At 73.4% G+C, this 13,281-nt stretch carries 17 protein-coding genes; 12 read left to right on the top strand and 5 right to left on the bottom strand.

Annotated features, from left to right (window positions below):
• Positions 1–28: 28 nt before the first annotated feature.
• Positions 29–682, top strand: coding sequence for a hypothetical protein (locus ABZ573_RS19660; protein WP_151454304.1), 654 nt, complete (start codon positions 29–31; stop codon positions 680–682).
• A gap of 77 nt (positions 683–759) precedes the next feature.
• On the opposite strand, the gene ABZ573_RS19655 is transcribed toward ABZ573_RS19660, so the two are convergent.
• The gene (locus ABZ573_RS19655) at positions 760–951 is read right to left on the bottom strand and encodes a DUF5703 family protein (protein WP_121399254.1); all 192 of its coding nucleotides are present in this window, start codon (positions 949–951) and stop codon (positions 760–762) included.
• Positions 952–1,090: 139 nt separating this feature from the next.
• On the opposite strand from ABZ573_RS19655, the gene ABZ573_RS19650 reads away from it, so the two are divergent.
• The 3 genes from ABZ573_RS19650 (at position 1,091) to ABZ573_RS19640 (ending at position 2,017) form a co-directional block, all read left to right on the top strand.
• Positions 1,091–1,570: a DUF2975 domain-containing protein gene (locus ABZ573_RS19650; RefSeq protein ID WP_151454303.1), complete on the top strand. Its 480-nt coding sequence runs from the start codon at positions 1,091–1,093 to the stop codon at positions 1,568–1,570.
• On the top strand, positions 1,570–1,776 hold the full coding sequence (locus tag ABZ573_RS19645; RefSeq protein ID WP_026874506.1) for a helix-turn-helix transcriptional regulator: 207 nt from the start codon (positions 1,570–1,572) through the stop codon (positions 1,774–1,776). Before ABZ573_RS19650 ends, ABZ573_RS19645 begins: the two co-directional genes overlap by 1 nt.
• Before the next feature lie 85 nt (positions 1,777–1,861).
• On the top strand, positions 1,862–2,017 hold the full coding sequence (locus ABZ573_RS19640; protein WP_192581375.1) for a hypothetical protein: 156 nt from the start codon (positions 1,862–1,864) through the stop codon (positions 2,015–2,017).
• Between the two features lie 22 nt (positions 2,018–2,039).
• Here the strand turns inward: ABZ573_RS19640 and ABZ573_RS19635 are convergent, their stop codons facing one another.
• The gene (locus ABZ573_RS19635; protein ID WP_358119649.1) at positions 2,040–3,077 is read right to left on the bottom strand and encodes an SseB family protein; all 1,038 of its coding nucleotides are present in this window, start codon (positions 3,075–3,077) and stop codon (positions 2,040–2,042) included.
• The gene (locus tag ABZ573_RS19630) at positions 3,074–3,493 is read right to left on the bottom strand and encodes a YbaB/EbfC family nucleoid-associated protein (protein ID WP_151454301.1); all 420 of its coding nucleotides are present in this window, start codon (positions 3,491–3,493) and stop codon (positions 3,074–3,076) included. Before ABZ573_RS19630 ends, ABZ573_RS19635 begins: the two co-directional genes overlap by 4 nt.
• 92 nt (positions 3,494–3,585) lie before the next feature.
• On the opposite strand from ABZ573_RS19630, the gene ABZ573_RS19625 reads away from it, so the two are divergent.
• Genes ABZ573_RS19625 through ABZ573_RS19615 form a run of 3 tightly spaced genes read left to right on the top strand, consistent with a single transcriptional unit; the run spans position 3,586 to position 5,892 of the window.
• The gene (locus tag ABZ573_RS19625; RefSeq protein ID WP_121397959.1) at positions 3,586–3,915 is read left to right on the top strand and encodes a hypothetical protein; all 330 of its coding nucleotides are present in this window, start codon (positions 3,586–3,588) and stop codon (positions 3,913–3,915) included.
• Entirely contained in the window at positions 3,912–4,973 is a 1,062-nt protein-coding gene (locus ABZ573_RS19620) for a hypothetical protein (RefSeq protein ID WP_327028147.1), read from the top strand. The genes ABZ573_RS19625 and ABZ573_RS19620 overlap by 4 nt, the downstream gene beginning before the upstream one ends.
• Before the next feature lie 22 nt (positions 4,974–4,995).
• On the top strand, positions 4,996–5,892 hold the full coding sequence (locus ABZ573_RS19615) for a hypothetical protein (RefSeq protein ID WP_357577492.1): 897 nt from the start codon (positions 4,996–4,998) through the stop codon (positions 5,890–5,892).
• Positions 5,893–5,917: 25 nt separating this feature from the next.
• On the opposite strand, the gene ABZ573_RS19610 is transcribed toward ABZ573_RS19615, so the two are convergent.
• Entirely contained in the window at positions 5,918–6,889 is a 972-nt protein-coding gene (locus ABZ573_RS19610) for an aldo/keto reductase (RefSeq protein ID WP_132237889.1), read from the bottom strand.
• Positions 6,890–7,067: 178 nt separating this feature from the next.
• On the opposite strand from ABZ573_RS19610, the gene ABZ573_RS19605 reads away from it, so the two are divergent.
• Positions 7,068–8,120: an LLM class F420-dependent oxidoreductase gene (locus ABZ573_RS19605; RefSeq protein WP_151454297.1), complete on the top strand. Its 1,053-nt coding sequence runs from the start codon at positions 7,068–7,070 to the stop codon at positions 8,118–8,120.
• Complete coding sequence (locus ABZ573_RS19600) at positions 8,117–8,953, top strand: undecaprenyl-diphosphate phosphatase (protein ID WP_358119643.1); 837 nt, start codon at positions 8,117–8,119, stop codon at positions 8,951–8,953. The genes ABZ573_RS19605 and ABZ573_RS19600 overlap by 4 nt, the downstream gene beginning before the upstream one ends.
• A gap of 384 nt (positions 8,954–9,337) precedes the next feature.
• Here ABZ573_RS19600 and ABZ573_RS19595 read toward each other — a convergent pair whose 3' ends face one another.
• Positions 9,338–9,934, bottom strand: a complete 597-nt coding sequence (locus ABZ573_RS19595) for a hypothetical protein (protein WP_358119640.1) — start codon at positions 9,932–9,934, stop codon at positions 9,338–9,340.
• An 864-nt stretch (positions 9,935–10,798) separates the two neighbouring features.
• Here ABZ573_RS19595 and ABZ573_RS19590 point away from each other — a divergent pair.
• The 3 genes from ABZ573_RS19590 (at position 10,799) to ABZ573_RS19580 (ending at position 13,204) form a co-directional block, all read left to right on the top strand.
• Positions 10,799–11,512, top strand: a complete 714-nt coding sequence (locus tag ABZ573_RS19590; protein ID WP_151454293.1) for a histidine phosphatase family protein — start codon at positions 10,799–10,801, stop codon at positions 11,510–11,512.
• 289 nt (positions 11,513–11,801) lie between these two features.
• Entirely contained in the window at positions 11,802–12,389 is a 588-nt protein-coding gene (locus ABZ573_RS19585) for a DUF3090 domain-containing protein (protein WP_151457714.1), read from the top strand.
• Positions 12,386–13,204 (top strand): SCO1664 family protein, encoded by an 819-nt coding sequence (locus ABZ573_RS19580; protein ID WP_151457715.1) that lies wholly within the window; start codon positions 12,386–12,388, stop codon positions 13,202–13,204. The genes ABZ573_RS19585 and ABZ573_RS19580 overlap by 4 nt, the downstream gene beginning before the upstream one ends.
• Positions 13,205–13,281 lie beyond the last annotated feature (77 nt).

The following is a 13,281-nucleotide window of genomic DNA, read 5'->3' as shown; positions in this document are numbered from 1 at the left end:
ACCACTGATCGTGAAGGGACTGACCCACATGACCGACCAGCACGGTGAGCTGGACGCCGCCCTCGAGCGCGTGATCGATGCGGCCCGCCACCACCTGGCCGCCGTCCGCGCCGCACAGGGCCGCGTCGACGACGACGACGTCTGGCAGGCGTACGTCGCGCTCAACAACGCGTCCTTCGCGTACGACGAGCAACTCCTGGACGCCTTCGGCGAGGTCACCCCGTGGGACGTCGAGTCGATCGACCCGGAGGAGGCAGACCAGCGCTTCGGGGGCGCGGAGGGCGTGGAGCCCACCGACCCGCACCCGCGGGTGATCTCGGTACGGCAGCGGCGCGACTACCGGGTGCCGAGCGTGTCGGCGCTGATCCGGGTCGCCGAGGCCGCCCGGCGGGAGGGCACCCCGGCCGAGGACGAGCCGGAGCCCGTCGAGGGGGTCGGCGAGGCGGTGCTGGAGCTGCTCCAGAGCGGTGACGGCTCGCTCGGCGCGCTGGACGTGCCGGAGCTGGAGCCGCTCGACGGTGTGGTGATGGTCAGCGAGGTCGGCACTCCTGTGGACCTGGAGTCCTTCGACGACGACGACCCGGTGGGCCCGTTCCAGCCGGCCGCCGACGACCGGCTGGTCGGCCGGCTCGACGAGCACCCCTTCATGGAGCTCGACGAGGAGCACGACCACGCCCACTAGGCGGTGACGGCCCGCCAGTCAGGCGGCGCAGGCCCGGGGCCCGACCGGACGGTCGGCCCCGGGCCTTGCTGTCGTGGTCAGTACGACAGTCCCGGCTGCGGCTGGTTGACCCGGCGGCGGCGCAGCACCACCTGCCGCGTGCCGTCGCGGTACAGCCGTACCCGCGCCAACTCCCACCCGGAGAACTCCGCCTGGATCGCCAACTGCGCCGCGGCGGTCAACCGGTCGACGTCCGGCGGCAGCCGCAGCGGCGCGTACTCGTAGTCCATGACCTCCATGCTGCCCAGCCCGGGAGGCCTTCGCCACCCCCTCGCCGGTGACCCGCGCCGCTGCCAGGCGTGGCCGCCCGGCTTCCCGGCCATCGCCAAACCGATTGACTTTCGATAGGTTAAGAGCGATAGTCGATGCATGTTCAACGAGCATCGAGCGGTAGCCCCGCTCAGAGTCTTCCTCGTCGTGCTGTTCGGGATCCTGGTCATGCTCCAGACCTTCTCGCTGCCCGGGCAGTTCGCCCACATGGCAGAGGAGTCCCCGGAGCAGGCCTACCTCAGGTGGCCGATGACCGCCGTGGCGGTGTTCTGGGTGCTGTGCGTCCAGGTGGTGGTCGTGTCCACCTGGAAGCTGCTCACCCTGGTCAAGCGCGACCGCATCTTCAGCGACGCCTCGCTGGCGTGGGTGGACGCGATCGTCTGGGCGATCGTCGCCGCCTGGGTGGTGCTGCTGGGCGTCTTCCTCTACGTCGGCTTCAACGCCACGGACCCCGGGCTGCCGCTCCTGCTGTTCCTGCTGCTGGTGGGCGTCGCCGTGCTGGGCCTGCTGATGGTGGTGATGCGCGCGCTGCTGCGGCAGGCCACGACGCTGCGCACCGACATGGAGGCGGTGATCTGATGCCCATCGTCGTACGCATCGACGTCGAACTGGCGAAACGCAAGATGAGCGTCGGCGAGTTCGCCGAGCGCGTCGGACTCACGCCGGCGAACGTGGCGGTGCTGAAGAACGGCCGGGCCAAGGCCGTCCGGTTCAGCACCCTGGAGGCCATGTGCCGGGTGCTCGACTGCCAGCCCGGTGACCTGCTCGAGTGGGTCGACGAGTGAACCCCCACGGCGCGCCGCCCCGGACCGACGGCCACGAACCGCCCACCAGCAGGTCCGAGACCCCGGCCGCCACCAGGGAGACGCCGTGAAGTACCTGCTCGCCCTCCTCGCCGGCGCGCTCGGCGTCGCCGGCGTCGTGCACGGGGAGGCCGACGACTCGCCCGGCCTCCAGTTCCTGGGCGTCGTGCTCGTCGTCGGCGCGGTCGTGTTCGCCGTGCGGCTCGCGCGGCGCGGCCGGTAGCGGTAGGACTGCCGGCCGGCGGTCAGCCGGCGGGCGGGTTCGCCGCCAGCAGGGCCGCCAGCGACGCCGCCCCCAGGGCCAGGGCGCGCGGGGTGCCCGCGTCCACCACCAGCCCCCACGCCGGGTCGGGCCAGTCCGCGAGCAGGTCCGCGCAGGGCACGGCGACGAACGGCACGCCCTCCCCGGCGAACGCGGTCAGCGCGTCCGGGGAGGTGAAGACGGGCAGCAGCGGCGCGCCGGTCGGGTCGGTGACGATCGTCCACGGCACCTCGCGGTCCGGCCCCGGCTCCGCCGCCAGCGGTACGCAGACCGCCGCGGCGGCGAGGATGCCGAGGTAGCCGGGCAGGTCCCGCCGCGCGCCGGCCTCGCCGAGCAGGTCGAGCACGGACGGCCCGCCCGGGTCCGCCCCGCTCCGCGCCTCGTCCGCGGCGGGGCCCGCGGGCGAATCTGCGGGCAGTTCCGCGGGCGGCGGGTCGGGCACACGCGCGTCCCCGGCCCCGGCAGCCGGCTGCTCGACCCCGGCGACGGGCTGCTCGACCCCGGCGACGGGCCGCTCGACCCCGGCGACGGGCTGCTCGACTTGGGCAGCGGGGCGTTCGGCTCCGGCAGCGGCGTGCTCGGTTTCGGCGACGGGCTGCCCGGCTCCGGCAGCGGGGTGCCCGGCCTCGGCATCGGGCGCCGCGACCCGGACGCGGGGCACGGTCGGCTCCGGGCGCACCCGGGGACCGGTGGGCGGGAGGATCTGGCAGGACAGCGCTGCGGGCTCCGTGGTGAGCACCGTGGCGGCGGTCTGCGCCGCGAACCCGCTCCACCAGCGCAGGCCCTCGGCGTTGCGCGGCGTCTCGTACCACCAACCGCCGACCCCGCGCGGCGCCTGCCAGCCGAGCTCGGCCAGGCGTCGCTCGTCGTAGGGCGGGCAGACCCCGCGGACGGTGTCCCGGCGCACCATCAGGTGCAGCCGGCGGGGGCCGGCGGCGAGTTCCAGGTCGGTGTCGCGGTCGCAGCCCGACAGCGTGTCGTGGAGCCGGGTGACGATGTCTGGCCAGCCCGGCGACGTCATGCCGGCGGCCCCGGCAGGCGGCCGTCGAGCCGGCCGAGCCGTCCCATCGCCTCCTCCAGGCGGCCCAGCGAGGCGAAGTCGCCGGGGGTGCCGAAGATCCCGTTCAGGCCCGCGCCGAGCGTCGCGTCGAGACCCCCGGTGCGCTCTTCGAGCTGCGCGGTCGCCGCCGTGCGGGCCTGCCGGTACGCCTGCAGCACCATGGCCGCGAGGTCCTCGGTGCCCACCCGCAGCGCGGTCGGGGCGAGGCTCAGGTCGGTCAGCTCGCCGGTGGCGTCGACGGTCGCGGTGACCAGCCCGCTGTCGTCGGTGGCGGTGGCGCTCAGCTCCTCCAGGTCGTCGGTGAGCCCGGCGAAGCGGCGTTCGATGTCGGCGAGCCGTCCGGCGAGTGCGTCGAACGCGGACAGCGGGTCAGACATGAGAACCTCCCGTGCGCGGTGCCGTCCGGGGTGGCGCCCGGCGGCGGCATGATCGTATCGTCGTCCCGCCGGGCGAGTGGGGGAGGAACGGCGTGCCTGACATCGACGTCGACGTGCAGGCGGTGCGTCGGCTGGAGGCGGCGGCGAAGCGGGTGGCCACCTCGCTGACCGCGCTGGAGAGCCGGATCACGTCAGCGGGCGACATACCGGACGGGGCCTTCGGGCACCTGCCGTTCGTCAGCGACATGCTCCGCGAGAAGTACGCCGAGCAGGTCACCGGGGGGATGGAGCTGTTCCGGTCCGGCCACGACGCGTTCGAGCGGGTCGGCGGCGCGCTGGGCGGGACGGCCGAGGCCTACGAGCGCAACGAGCAGGACATCGACGCATCCTTCCGCGCCATCGGCGCCGGGATGCCCCGGTGAGTGGGCCCGCGGGCACCGCCGTCGAGCTCTGGAACGGCATCGACAACGCCCTGTCCGGCGTGGACAAGGTGGTCGACAGCGTCTGCCGCACTCTCGCCTGGCCGTTGATCCAGCTCGTCGACCTCGTCGACGGCGAGCCGGCCGCGCTGCGCGCCAAGGCCACGGAGTGGGACGCGCTGGCCGGGCAGGTGCGGGAGCTGGCGATGGGCCACCGCAGCGTGCGCGAGGCCGAGCAGGCCGGCTGGCGCTCCCCGTCCGGCCAGGCGTACGGGCGGCGGATGGCCGAGGTCGAGCAGCAGCTGCTGGACGTCGCCGAGCAGTTCGCCGCGACGGCCGAGTACCTGCGCGGGGTCGCCGACGCGCTCCAGACGGTGCACGACGTCCTGGTCGACATCTGCGTCGAGTTCGTCAACTTCCTGCTGGTGACGCTGGTCACCGCGCTCCTGATGGCCCCGTTCACCGCCGGGGCGTCCTGGGCGGCCGGCGTGGCGCTGGGGGTCACCCGGGGCATGATCGCGCTGACCCGGATGTTGAAGATCATCCGGCCGCTGGCGACGCACCTGCAGAAGGTCATCCGGCTGCTGCAACGGGTCCTGCTCCACCTGCGCAAGCTGCGCAACCACCTGGACAAGCTGGTCGACAAGCAGAAGGCGCTGCGCGCCGGCCAGAAGTACGCCGACAAGCGCCGCGCCGCCGGCGCCGCCGACAAGTGGCACCACAAGTTCATGGACCCGGCGAAGGGCACCTGGAAGCTCGGCAAGTCCGGTTCGCCGTTCGACATGAGCACGTTCGAGCGCCTCGGGGCGCTGCGGGCGCACGGCATGGCCGACGGGGCGCGGATGATCGGCCGGGACTGGGCCACCAACCTGCCGTGGAACATCCCGAACTCCGTCGTGCACGGCGCCACCTGGGGCACCGTCGCGATGGTCTCCGGCCTGTCGGTGCCCGGCATGGACCAGGTCGGCGACAAGGTCGACGCGGCGGTGCAGGGCGGCGCCGAGTGGATCGACCAGAATGTCTTCGGGCAGCCGCCGGCGCAGCAGCCGGCCGGCAGGTGACGGCCGATCGAGGGGGTGGGGCGTGTCCGAGGGGCGCAGTCGGCTGGGCCGGCTGACCGACGCGGTGCTGGGCGGTGCGCGGGCCGCCCGGGACAAGGCCCGTGAGCTGCGCGACGAGTTCCGCACCACCGACGAGCCCGAGCGCGCCCTGGTGGCGCCCCTGCTGCCCGACGAGGAGATCCGCTACGTCGGCCTGGCGCCGGTCCGGGCCCCGGAGAACCACCGGGCCGGCAGCCAGCTCGCCGACCGGGTCAACGCCGAGCTGGCCGAGGCGCTCGATCCGCGCGCGCTGTTCGGGCTGCTCAACATCGTCAACCCGGTCGCCTGGGTGGACGCGGTGCTGACGCCCGTACGCATCGCCGCGGGCGTCCTGCTGCTGCCCGGCAAGGCCGCCGTGCTCGCCGCCGGCACCCCGGAGACGGCCGAGCCGGAACCGGCGCCGGGCGGCGCGCCCCGGGAGCCGCTGCCGCTCACCGACGAGCAGGAGGCGTTCCGGGCGCTGTTCCGGCTCAGCCGCTACCGCCCGCTGGCCGACCAGCTCGCCGAGATCGCCTACCGGCGGCGGTACGTCTTCAGCGGCGACCTGGCCACCCTCGCCGGCAGCCTGCTGCTCTTCCTCGAGCGCTACACCGGCACCCCGCTGGCGGTCACCGACACCCACCTGCACCTGCTGCGGATGGGCCGCCGCCCCGACCCCGACCGCGAGGACCGGCGGCGCCCCCAGGTGCTGTGGAGCGTGCCGCGGCGGCGCATCGCCCGCATCGAGTCCGAGCACGGGGCCCGCCTCATGCAGTTCCCGTCCACCATCGTGTTCGACGACGGGTCCTGGATCCGGATCGTCAACCCGGCCACCCGCGACGACCAGTCCCGCTTCCTCGCCGCCGTACGCGACCTGCCCGGCCAGCGCCCCACGGCCTGACCGCGCGCTCGTGCCGCGGGCGGAGTCAGCCGTCGCGCTCGGGGTAGCCCACCGGCACCGCCGACACGTCGTCCAGCGCGGTGACGATCTCCTCCGGCAGGGTCACCCGCTCGACCTGGAGCGCGCCGAGCAGCTGCCCGACCGTCCGCGCGCCGAGGATCGGGGCCACCACCCCGGGCCGGTCGCGGATCCAGGCCAGCGCCACCTCCGTCGGGGAGACGCCCAGCCCGCCCGCGGCGATTGCGACCGCCTCCACGATGCTGGAGCAGCGGGGCTCCAGGTAGGTGGCGACGAAGCGCTCGAAGTGCGGCGAGGCCGCCCGCGAGTCGGCGGGCCGGCCGTGCCGGTACTTGCCGGTGAGCACCCCGCGGCCCAGCGGCGACCACGGCAGCACCCCCAGCCCGAGGGCCTCGCACGCGGGCAGCACCTCCCGCTCCACGCCCCGCTCCAGCAGCGAGTACTCCACCTGCGCCGCCACCACCGGGGCGCGCCCCGGCCAGGCGGTCTGCCAGGCCGCCGCCCGCGCGGTCTGCCAGCCGGCGAAGTTCGACACCCCGACGTAGCGGACCCGGCCGCTGGCCACCGCGTGGTCGAGCGCAGCGAGCGTCTCCTCCAGCGGCGTGTCGGGGTCGTAGCCGTGCAGTTGGAAGAGGTCGACGTGGTCCGTGCCCAGCCGGCGCAGCGAGGCGTCCAGCGTGCGCAACAGGTGCCCCCGGGAACCGTCCCGACGCCGGCCGCTGCCCGGCCGCAGGCCCGCCTTGGTGGCGATCAGCAGCTCCTCGCGCGGCACCAGGGAGCCCAGCAGCGACCCGATCACCGACTCGGCGTCGCCGTCGCCGTAGACGTCGGCGGTGTCGATCAGGTTGCCGCCCGCGTCGAGGAAACTCTTCAGCTGGGCGGCCGCATCGTCGGCGTCGGTGTCCCGGCCCCACGTCATGGTGCCGAGCGCGAGCCGCGAAACCGCCAGCCCGCTTCGGCCGAGCGGTCGCTGTTGCATGGGTGAACCTTATTTCGAACGAGGGCCCGCCGATATCCTCGCTCCCGTCAAGTGAGCCGGGCGCGTCGCGTTTCCGACCGTCCGGGCACCGCCCCCCGGTGGTGGCGACCGGTGAACGGGTCGACTTGCGGCATTGCGTAACCTGATGCGACCTGTGGTGCGGATGGGGGAGGACCTAGTGCGACTCGGGCTCAGCCTCGGATACCAGACGGCGTGGAGCACGCCGGCCGATCACCTGGCTTTCGCCCAGGAGGCGGACCGGCTCGGCTACTCGGTGGTGTGGGCGGCGGAGGCCTACGGCTCCGACTCGCCGAGCATGCTCGCCTGGATGGCCGGGCAGACGGAGCGGATCGACCTGGGCAGCGCGGTGATGCAGATCCCCGCCCGTACCCCGGCGATGACCGCGATGACCGCGGCGACCATCGACGCGCTGTCCGGCGGCCGGTTCCGGCTGGGCCTCGGCGTGTCCGGCCCGCAGGTCTCCGAGGGCTGGCACGGCGTACGGTTCGCCAAGCCGCTGGCGCGGACCCGCGAGTTCGTGGACATCGTGAAGCTGGCCGTCGCCCGCAAGTCCGTGGCGTACGACGGCGAGTTCTACACGCTGCCGCTGCCCGACGGGCCGGGCAAGGCGCTGAAGCTGGGCTTCCACCCGCCGCGCGAGCACATCCCGATCTACCTCGCCGCCGTGGGCCCGAAGAACCTGGAGCTGGCCGGCGAGATCGCCGACGGCTGGCTGGCGATCTTCTACGCCCCCGAGTTCGCCGAGGAACAGCTCGCGTCGGTGCGCGCCGGGCGGGCGAAGGCCGGCAAGGAACTCGCCGGCTTCGACGTGGTCCCGTCGGTGCCCGTGGTGGTCGGCGACGACATCGCCACCTGCGCCGAGCTGGTCCGCTGGTACGCGGCCCTCTACGTCGGCGGCATGGGCAGCCGCCAGCAGAACTTCTACAACCAGCTCGCCACCCGGATGGGCTACGGCGACGCCGCCCGCGAGGTGCAGGATCTCTACCTGGCCAAGCGGCAGCGCGACGCCGCCGCCGCGGTGCCGCTGGAGTTCATCGACCGCACCTCGCTGCTGGGCCCGAAGGAGCGCATCGCCGAGCGGATGCGGGAGTACGCCGCCGCCGGCGTCACCACCCTGTCGGTGACCCTGTTCGCGGCCGACCGGGACAGCGGCGTGCACACCCTGCGTACCGTCGCCGAGGCGCTGGACCTCTCGGGAGTCGGGGAGTGACCTGGGTCGAGGCCATCGTCCTGGGCATCGTCCAGGGACTGACCGAGTTCCTTCCGGTCAGCTCGTCCGGTCACCTGCGGATCACCTCGGCGATCTTCTTCGACCGGGACGCCGGAGCGTCGTTCACCGCGGTCACCCAGTTGGGCACCGAGGCGGCGGTGCTGATCTACTTCGCCAAGGACATCTGGCGCATCACCCGTACCTGGCTGGTCGGCATCAGGGACAAGTCGGTGCGCTCCAGCCTCGACTACCGGATGGGCTGGTACGTCATCGTCGGCTCGATCCCGATCGGGCTGTTCGGTTTCCTGTTCAAGGACCAGATCCGCACCGCCGGCCGGAACCTGTGGCTGGTGGCGACCACGCTCATCGTGTTCGCGTTCGTGCTGGCGTTCGCCGAGTACTGGGGGCGGCAGACCCGCACCCTGGTGAACTTCAAGATGCGCGACGGCGTGGTGATGGGCTTCGCCCAGGCGATGGCGCTCATCCCGGGGGTGTCGCGCTCGGGCGGCACGCTCACCGCCGGGCTGTTCCTCAACCTCACCCGGGAGGCGGCGGCGCGCTACTCGTTCCTGCTGGCCATCCCGGCGGTGGTGATGTCCGGGATCTTCAGCGTCGGCGACGTCTTCGAGCCGGCGGCGCCCGGCACGTCGGTGCCGAGCATGGCCCAGATGATCATCGCCACGATCATCGCCTTCGGCGTCGGGTACGCGGCCATCGCCTGGCTGCTGCGCTACGTCGCCCACCACACCCTGTACGTCTTCGTGCTGTACCGGGTCGCGGTGGGCACCCTGGTGCTCGCCCTGCTGATGACGGGCACCATCAGCGCCACCTGATCCGCCCGAGCCCGCGCCGGCCCCCGTCCCCGCACCACCGGACGGGGGCCGGTCCGTGTCCGACCCACCGCCGGCCGTCACCGCCTGCCTGGCGCCTTGGTGCTCTGGCGTCTGGCGCCGCGATTCGCACCCGGACCACAACCCCGGCGACCCGAAGGCCGAGGGGCGTATTCTCTCTCGCCGGATCGCGTAAGCCGTGCTCGCCGTCCTCACGTCGAGATCTTGGACGGTTGTCGTCGGGTGCGAGCGGTAACTGTCCAAGATTTTCAGGTGGAGATGCCGGCGCCCCTGTCGGGGTGCCGGCCGTGTCGTGTGGACGTGCCGCTGGCCGGCACCGATTGATCGGTGCCGGCCGGCGGTCCCCCTTGTGGTGGAAAGTCTGTGTCAGCTGTTCCAGTGCTCGGTGACGAGGTCGGCGGCCTGCTGCTCCCACTGGGCGTAGTGGTCCGGGTACGCCGACACCTGCACCGTCTGCGCGGCCTTGGTCAGGGGCATGTCCTGCCACCCGTCGACCTGCTTGAGGCCCTTCAGGAACGCGGTGGTGGAGTACTCGGGGTCGGTGATCTGCTCGATCGTGCCCCACCCGCTGGACGGACGCTGCTGGAACAGGCCCTGCGAGTCGTGGTCGTTGCGGTCACCCAGATGACCCAGGTTCTCCAGCTTCGACTCCTGCAACGCGGTGGCGATGGAGACCACGGCGGCGCGCTCGTCCATGCCGGCCTTCTTCGTGGCCGCGATGATGGCCTTGACGTTGGCGACCTGCTCGTCCGAGAGGTCGACGTGCGACTGGGTGCCCTGCACACCGTGCGGGATCAGCTTGCCCTTGTCCACGGCCGGCTTGTCAGCCTGCATGGCCACAGCCGCCACGGGCGTGGTGTCGACAGTCGTCGGGGTGCTGTCGGTCATCGGGCCGGCGGCCACACCACCGGCGAACGCGAGACCAGCAATACCGAGAACGCTGTTACGAATGAACGTGTTCATGGGGGACGCTCCATTCGGGGGTTGGCACCACACACCGAAGGGGGATCGGCTCTGTGTGCGGGTGCAAGCACCGTCCGGCGCTCGATGAACAACGGGGAACCTCCGGCGTCCTGCCGGAGGAAAGATCAGAGTCGGCCGCGTGGGGCGGAGGGGGATGCCCTGCACGTGGGCCGGGACCATGTGTAACGACCGGCCGGCCGCCATCATTCCGGGGCCCGGGCTGACCACCTGCCCGGGAGGCGGGGCGTGCCCTTACTCGGTCGTACGCATGGTGTAACGACCCGGGGCCGGCCACGATTCCGCCCCCACGATGCCCCCGGTCACACCCTGAAACCGGACAAAGCGTCTCGTCGTCGACTCGTTTCGGGCGGGTGTGGTGCGGGTCGTGGTGGGCGTTCCGGATTGGTGTCGGACAGGGCGATCGGTCGGGGTGGAGGGCTGCTGAAGCCGCGTGTGAGGGGATGAACCGGACATGCGGGCGTCGAGTGATGTCCGTTGGTGCCCCCGGGCATGGTCAACGGTTAGTCGAGCCTGTCGGGCCGGCCCCTGTTGCGAGATCTTGGCAAGGATCGGCCCCTGGAGGGGCACTCTCGTTCCAAGATCTGCCGACGCCGACGCCGACGCCGACGCCGACGCCGACGCCGACGCCGACGTGGTGTGGCGCGGGGCCGGCAGACGCGGGGGCGGTGCGGGATAGGTGCGGGCCGTGGGTGTTGCGCCTGGTGTGGGACTGTCATCGTCGATTGGGCGGTCAGCGCCGTCGAGGTGAGTCGGGCCCGGGGTCGTAGCGCAGATGGGGGAGCGCGGGTCATACCGCGCACCGGGGAGGCACCCGTGGCCGGACACAGGTCATAGGGTGGTCCCGTGGCGACCCTTCTGCTTCTGCGACACGGCCGGACGACCGCGAACGCCGACGGCGGGCTGGCCGGCCGTCAGCCCGTGGAACTGGACGAGACGGGCCGGGCCCAGGCGAGCGCGGTCGGCGAGCGGCTGCGGGCGGTGCCGCTCGCGGCGGTGGTGACCAGCCCGCTGATCCGGTGCCGGCAGACCCTGGAGCTGGCGTTGCCCGGGGCCGCCCCGGTGGTGGAGGAGGGGCTGATCGAGTGCGGCTACGGCGCCTGGGAGGGGCAGCCGCTGAAGAAGCTCGCCAAGGAGCCGCTCTGGCCGGTGGTCCAGCAGCACCCGAGCGCGGCGGTCTTCCCGGAGGGGGAGGCGATGGCGGAGATGGCGGCGCGGGCGGTCACCGCGGTGCGTACGTGGGACGCCCGGATCACGGCGGAGCACGGCCCCGAGGCGGTCTGGCTGGCGTGCAGCCACGGCGACGTGATCAAGGCGATCGTCGCCGACGCGCTCGGCGTACACCTGGATCTGTTCCAGCGGATCGTGGCCGACCCGGCCTCCGTGACGGCGATCCGCTACACGCCGCTGCGGCCGTTCCTGATGCGACTCAACGACACCGGCGGCGACCTGGCGGGGCTGGTGCCGCCGCCGCGTAAGCGGCGCCGACGGGCGACGCGGGCGGCCGGCGCGGCCGACTCCGACGCGCCGGTCGGCGGCGGCGCGGGGGCGGGCCGGTGACGGGCCGGCGGCGCCCTGACCCACGGCCTCGCGGCGGGGCGCCGCGTCCGGTGGGGCGCTGCCGGGGCGTGGCGTCCGTCCCTCCCGCGACGCTCGCCCCGGCCGGCGAGGAGTCCGCGCGCCGCTGCGGACCGAGAGTCCCGTCCGCGAGCATGCTGCGGCGCGGGCCCGGGGCCTCGCCGGCCGCCACGCCCGGGCGCGGCGCACGGTGTGCCGGGCGCGGCGGGGGTACGGCGATTCGCGTCGGTGGGGTGCGCGGCGCTGTGGCGCGCCGGATAGGGTCGTGGGTATGACCCACCAGGTGCACGCCTTCGAGCCGCCGGAGCGGTTCGTCGCCGGGACGGTCGGGCCGCCGGGGGAGCGCACGTTCTTCCTCCAGGCGCGCGGCGGTGGCCGGCTGGTCAGCGTCGCGCTGGAGAAGGTCCAGGTGTCGTTGCTGGCCGAGAAGCTCGAGGAGCTGCTCTCCGAGGCGCAGCGCCGCTTCGGGGTGGACCTGCCCGAGCCGGTGGCCGTCGTCGGCGACAACGACCCGCTGGACACGCCCGTCGACGAGGAGTTCCGGGTCGGCACGCTCGGGCTGGCGTTCGACGTCGACACCGCGACCGTGGTGATCGAGGCCATCGCCGTGGGCGAGGCGGAGGTCGAGGTCGAGCTCGGCGAGCCCGACGACGACGATGAGGACGCCGAGGACGAGGACGAGGAGCCGGACGAGGACCTCGACCGGCTCCGGGTGCGGCTGACCCCCGAGGCGACCCGACAGTTCATCGAGCGGGCCCGGCGGGTGGTCAACGCCGGTCGTCCGCCCTGCCCGCTCTGCGGCCAGCCCCTCGACCCCGCCGGTCATCTCTGTCCGCGCCACAACGGTTATCACCGGTGACGTCGTCGGATCTCCAGCCCCGACAGGACGGCGAGGCCGCGCTCCGCTTGCTGCGTGACGGCCACCTCGACCTGGAGGGGCGGCTCGTCGACGCCTCCAACACCACCCTGCGCGGCATCCTGACCCTCGACGGGGTGACGGCCCGCTGCGTCTACAAGCCGGTGCGGGGCGAGCGCCCGCTGTGGGACTTTCCGGACGGCACGCTGGCCGGTCGGGAGGTCTCGGCGTACGTGGTCTCCCGGGCCACCGGCTGGGATCTGGTGCCGCCGACCGTGCTGCGCGACGGCCCGTTCGGCCCGGGATCGTGCCAGCTCTGGATCGACGAGCCGGAGGCGGCCGAGCCCCTGGTGGGGTTCGTGCCGGCCGACGCGCTACCGCCCCGGTGGTTCCCGATCGCGGCGGCCCGCGACGACGACGGCACACCGTACGCGCTGGCGCACGCCGACGATCCGCGGCTGGCCCGGCTCGCGGTGCTCGACGCGGTGATCAACAACGCGGACCGCAAGGGCGGGCACGTGCTGGTCGGTCCGGAGGACCGGATCTACGGCGTCGACCACGGGGTGAGCTTCCACGTCGAGGAGAAGCTGCGCACGGTGCTCTGGGGCTGGGCCGGGCGGCAACTGCCGGCGGACGCCGTGGAGATGCTCGACGCACTCGCCGGCCAGCTCCCCGGGGCACTGGGTGCCGAGCTGGCCGACCACCTGACCATCCGGGAGGTCGCCGAGCTGGCGGCGCGGGTGGACCGGCTGCGGCACACCGGCCTGTTCCCGCAGCCGTCGCAGGACTGGCCGACGGTGCCCTGGCCCCCCATGTGAGCGCGCCCGTTCCGTCCCGCGGCGCTGTCATGTTGATCACTGTGGGCCGGGCCTGCCGCGCCGCGTCGGCTGGTTAG

The sequence above is a fragment of the Micromonospora sp. NPDC007220 genome (genome assembly GCF_040634035.1).
Lineage (GTDB): Bacteria > Actinomycetota > Actinomycetes > Mycobacteriales > Micromonosporaceae > Micromonospora > Micromonospora reichwaldensis.
This window is presented reverse-complemented; position numbering and strand designations above follow the sequence as displayed.

Coding starts and splice junctions, on each gene's coding strand:
- ABZ573_RS19655 (WP_121399254.1), bottom strand. CDS start 951: ATGGACTACGAGTACGCGCCGCTGCGGCTGCCGCCGGACGTCGACCGG.
- ABZ573_RS19585 (WP_151457714.1), top strand. CDS start 11,802: ATGACCCACCAGGTGCACGCCTTCGAGCCGCCGGAGCGGTTCGTCGCC.
- ABZ573_RS19630 (WP_151454301.1), bottom strand. CDS start 3,493: ATGTCTGACCCGCTGTCCGCGTTCGACGCACTCGCCGGACGGCTCGCC.
- ABZ573_RS19650 (WP_151454303.1), top strand. CDS start 1,091: ATGTTCAACGAGCATCGAGCGGTAGCCCCGCTCAGAGTCTTCCTCGTC.
- ABZ573_RS19660 (WP_151454304.1), top strand. CDS start 29: ATGACCGACCAGCACGGTGAGCTGGACGCCGCCCTCGAGCGCGTGATC.
- ABZ573_RS19610 (WP_132237889.1), bottom strand. CDS start 6,889: ATGCAACAGCGACCGCTCGGCCGAAGCGGGCTGGCGGTTTCGCGGCTC.
- ABZ573_RS19595 (WP_358119640.1), bottom strand. CDS start 9,934: ATGAACACGTTCATTCGTAACAGCGTTCTCGGTATTGCTGGTCTCGCG.
- ABZ573_RS19635 (WP_358119649.1), bottom strand. CDS start 3,077: ATGACGTCGCCGGGCTGGCCAGACATCGTCACCCGGCTCCACGACACG.
- ABZ573_RS19645 (WP_026874506.1), top strand. CDS start 1,570: ATGCCCATCGTCGTACGCATCGACGTCGAACTGGCGAAACGCAAGATG.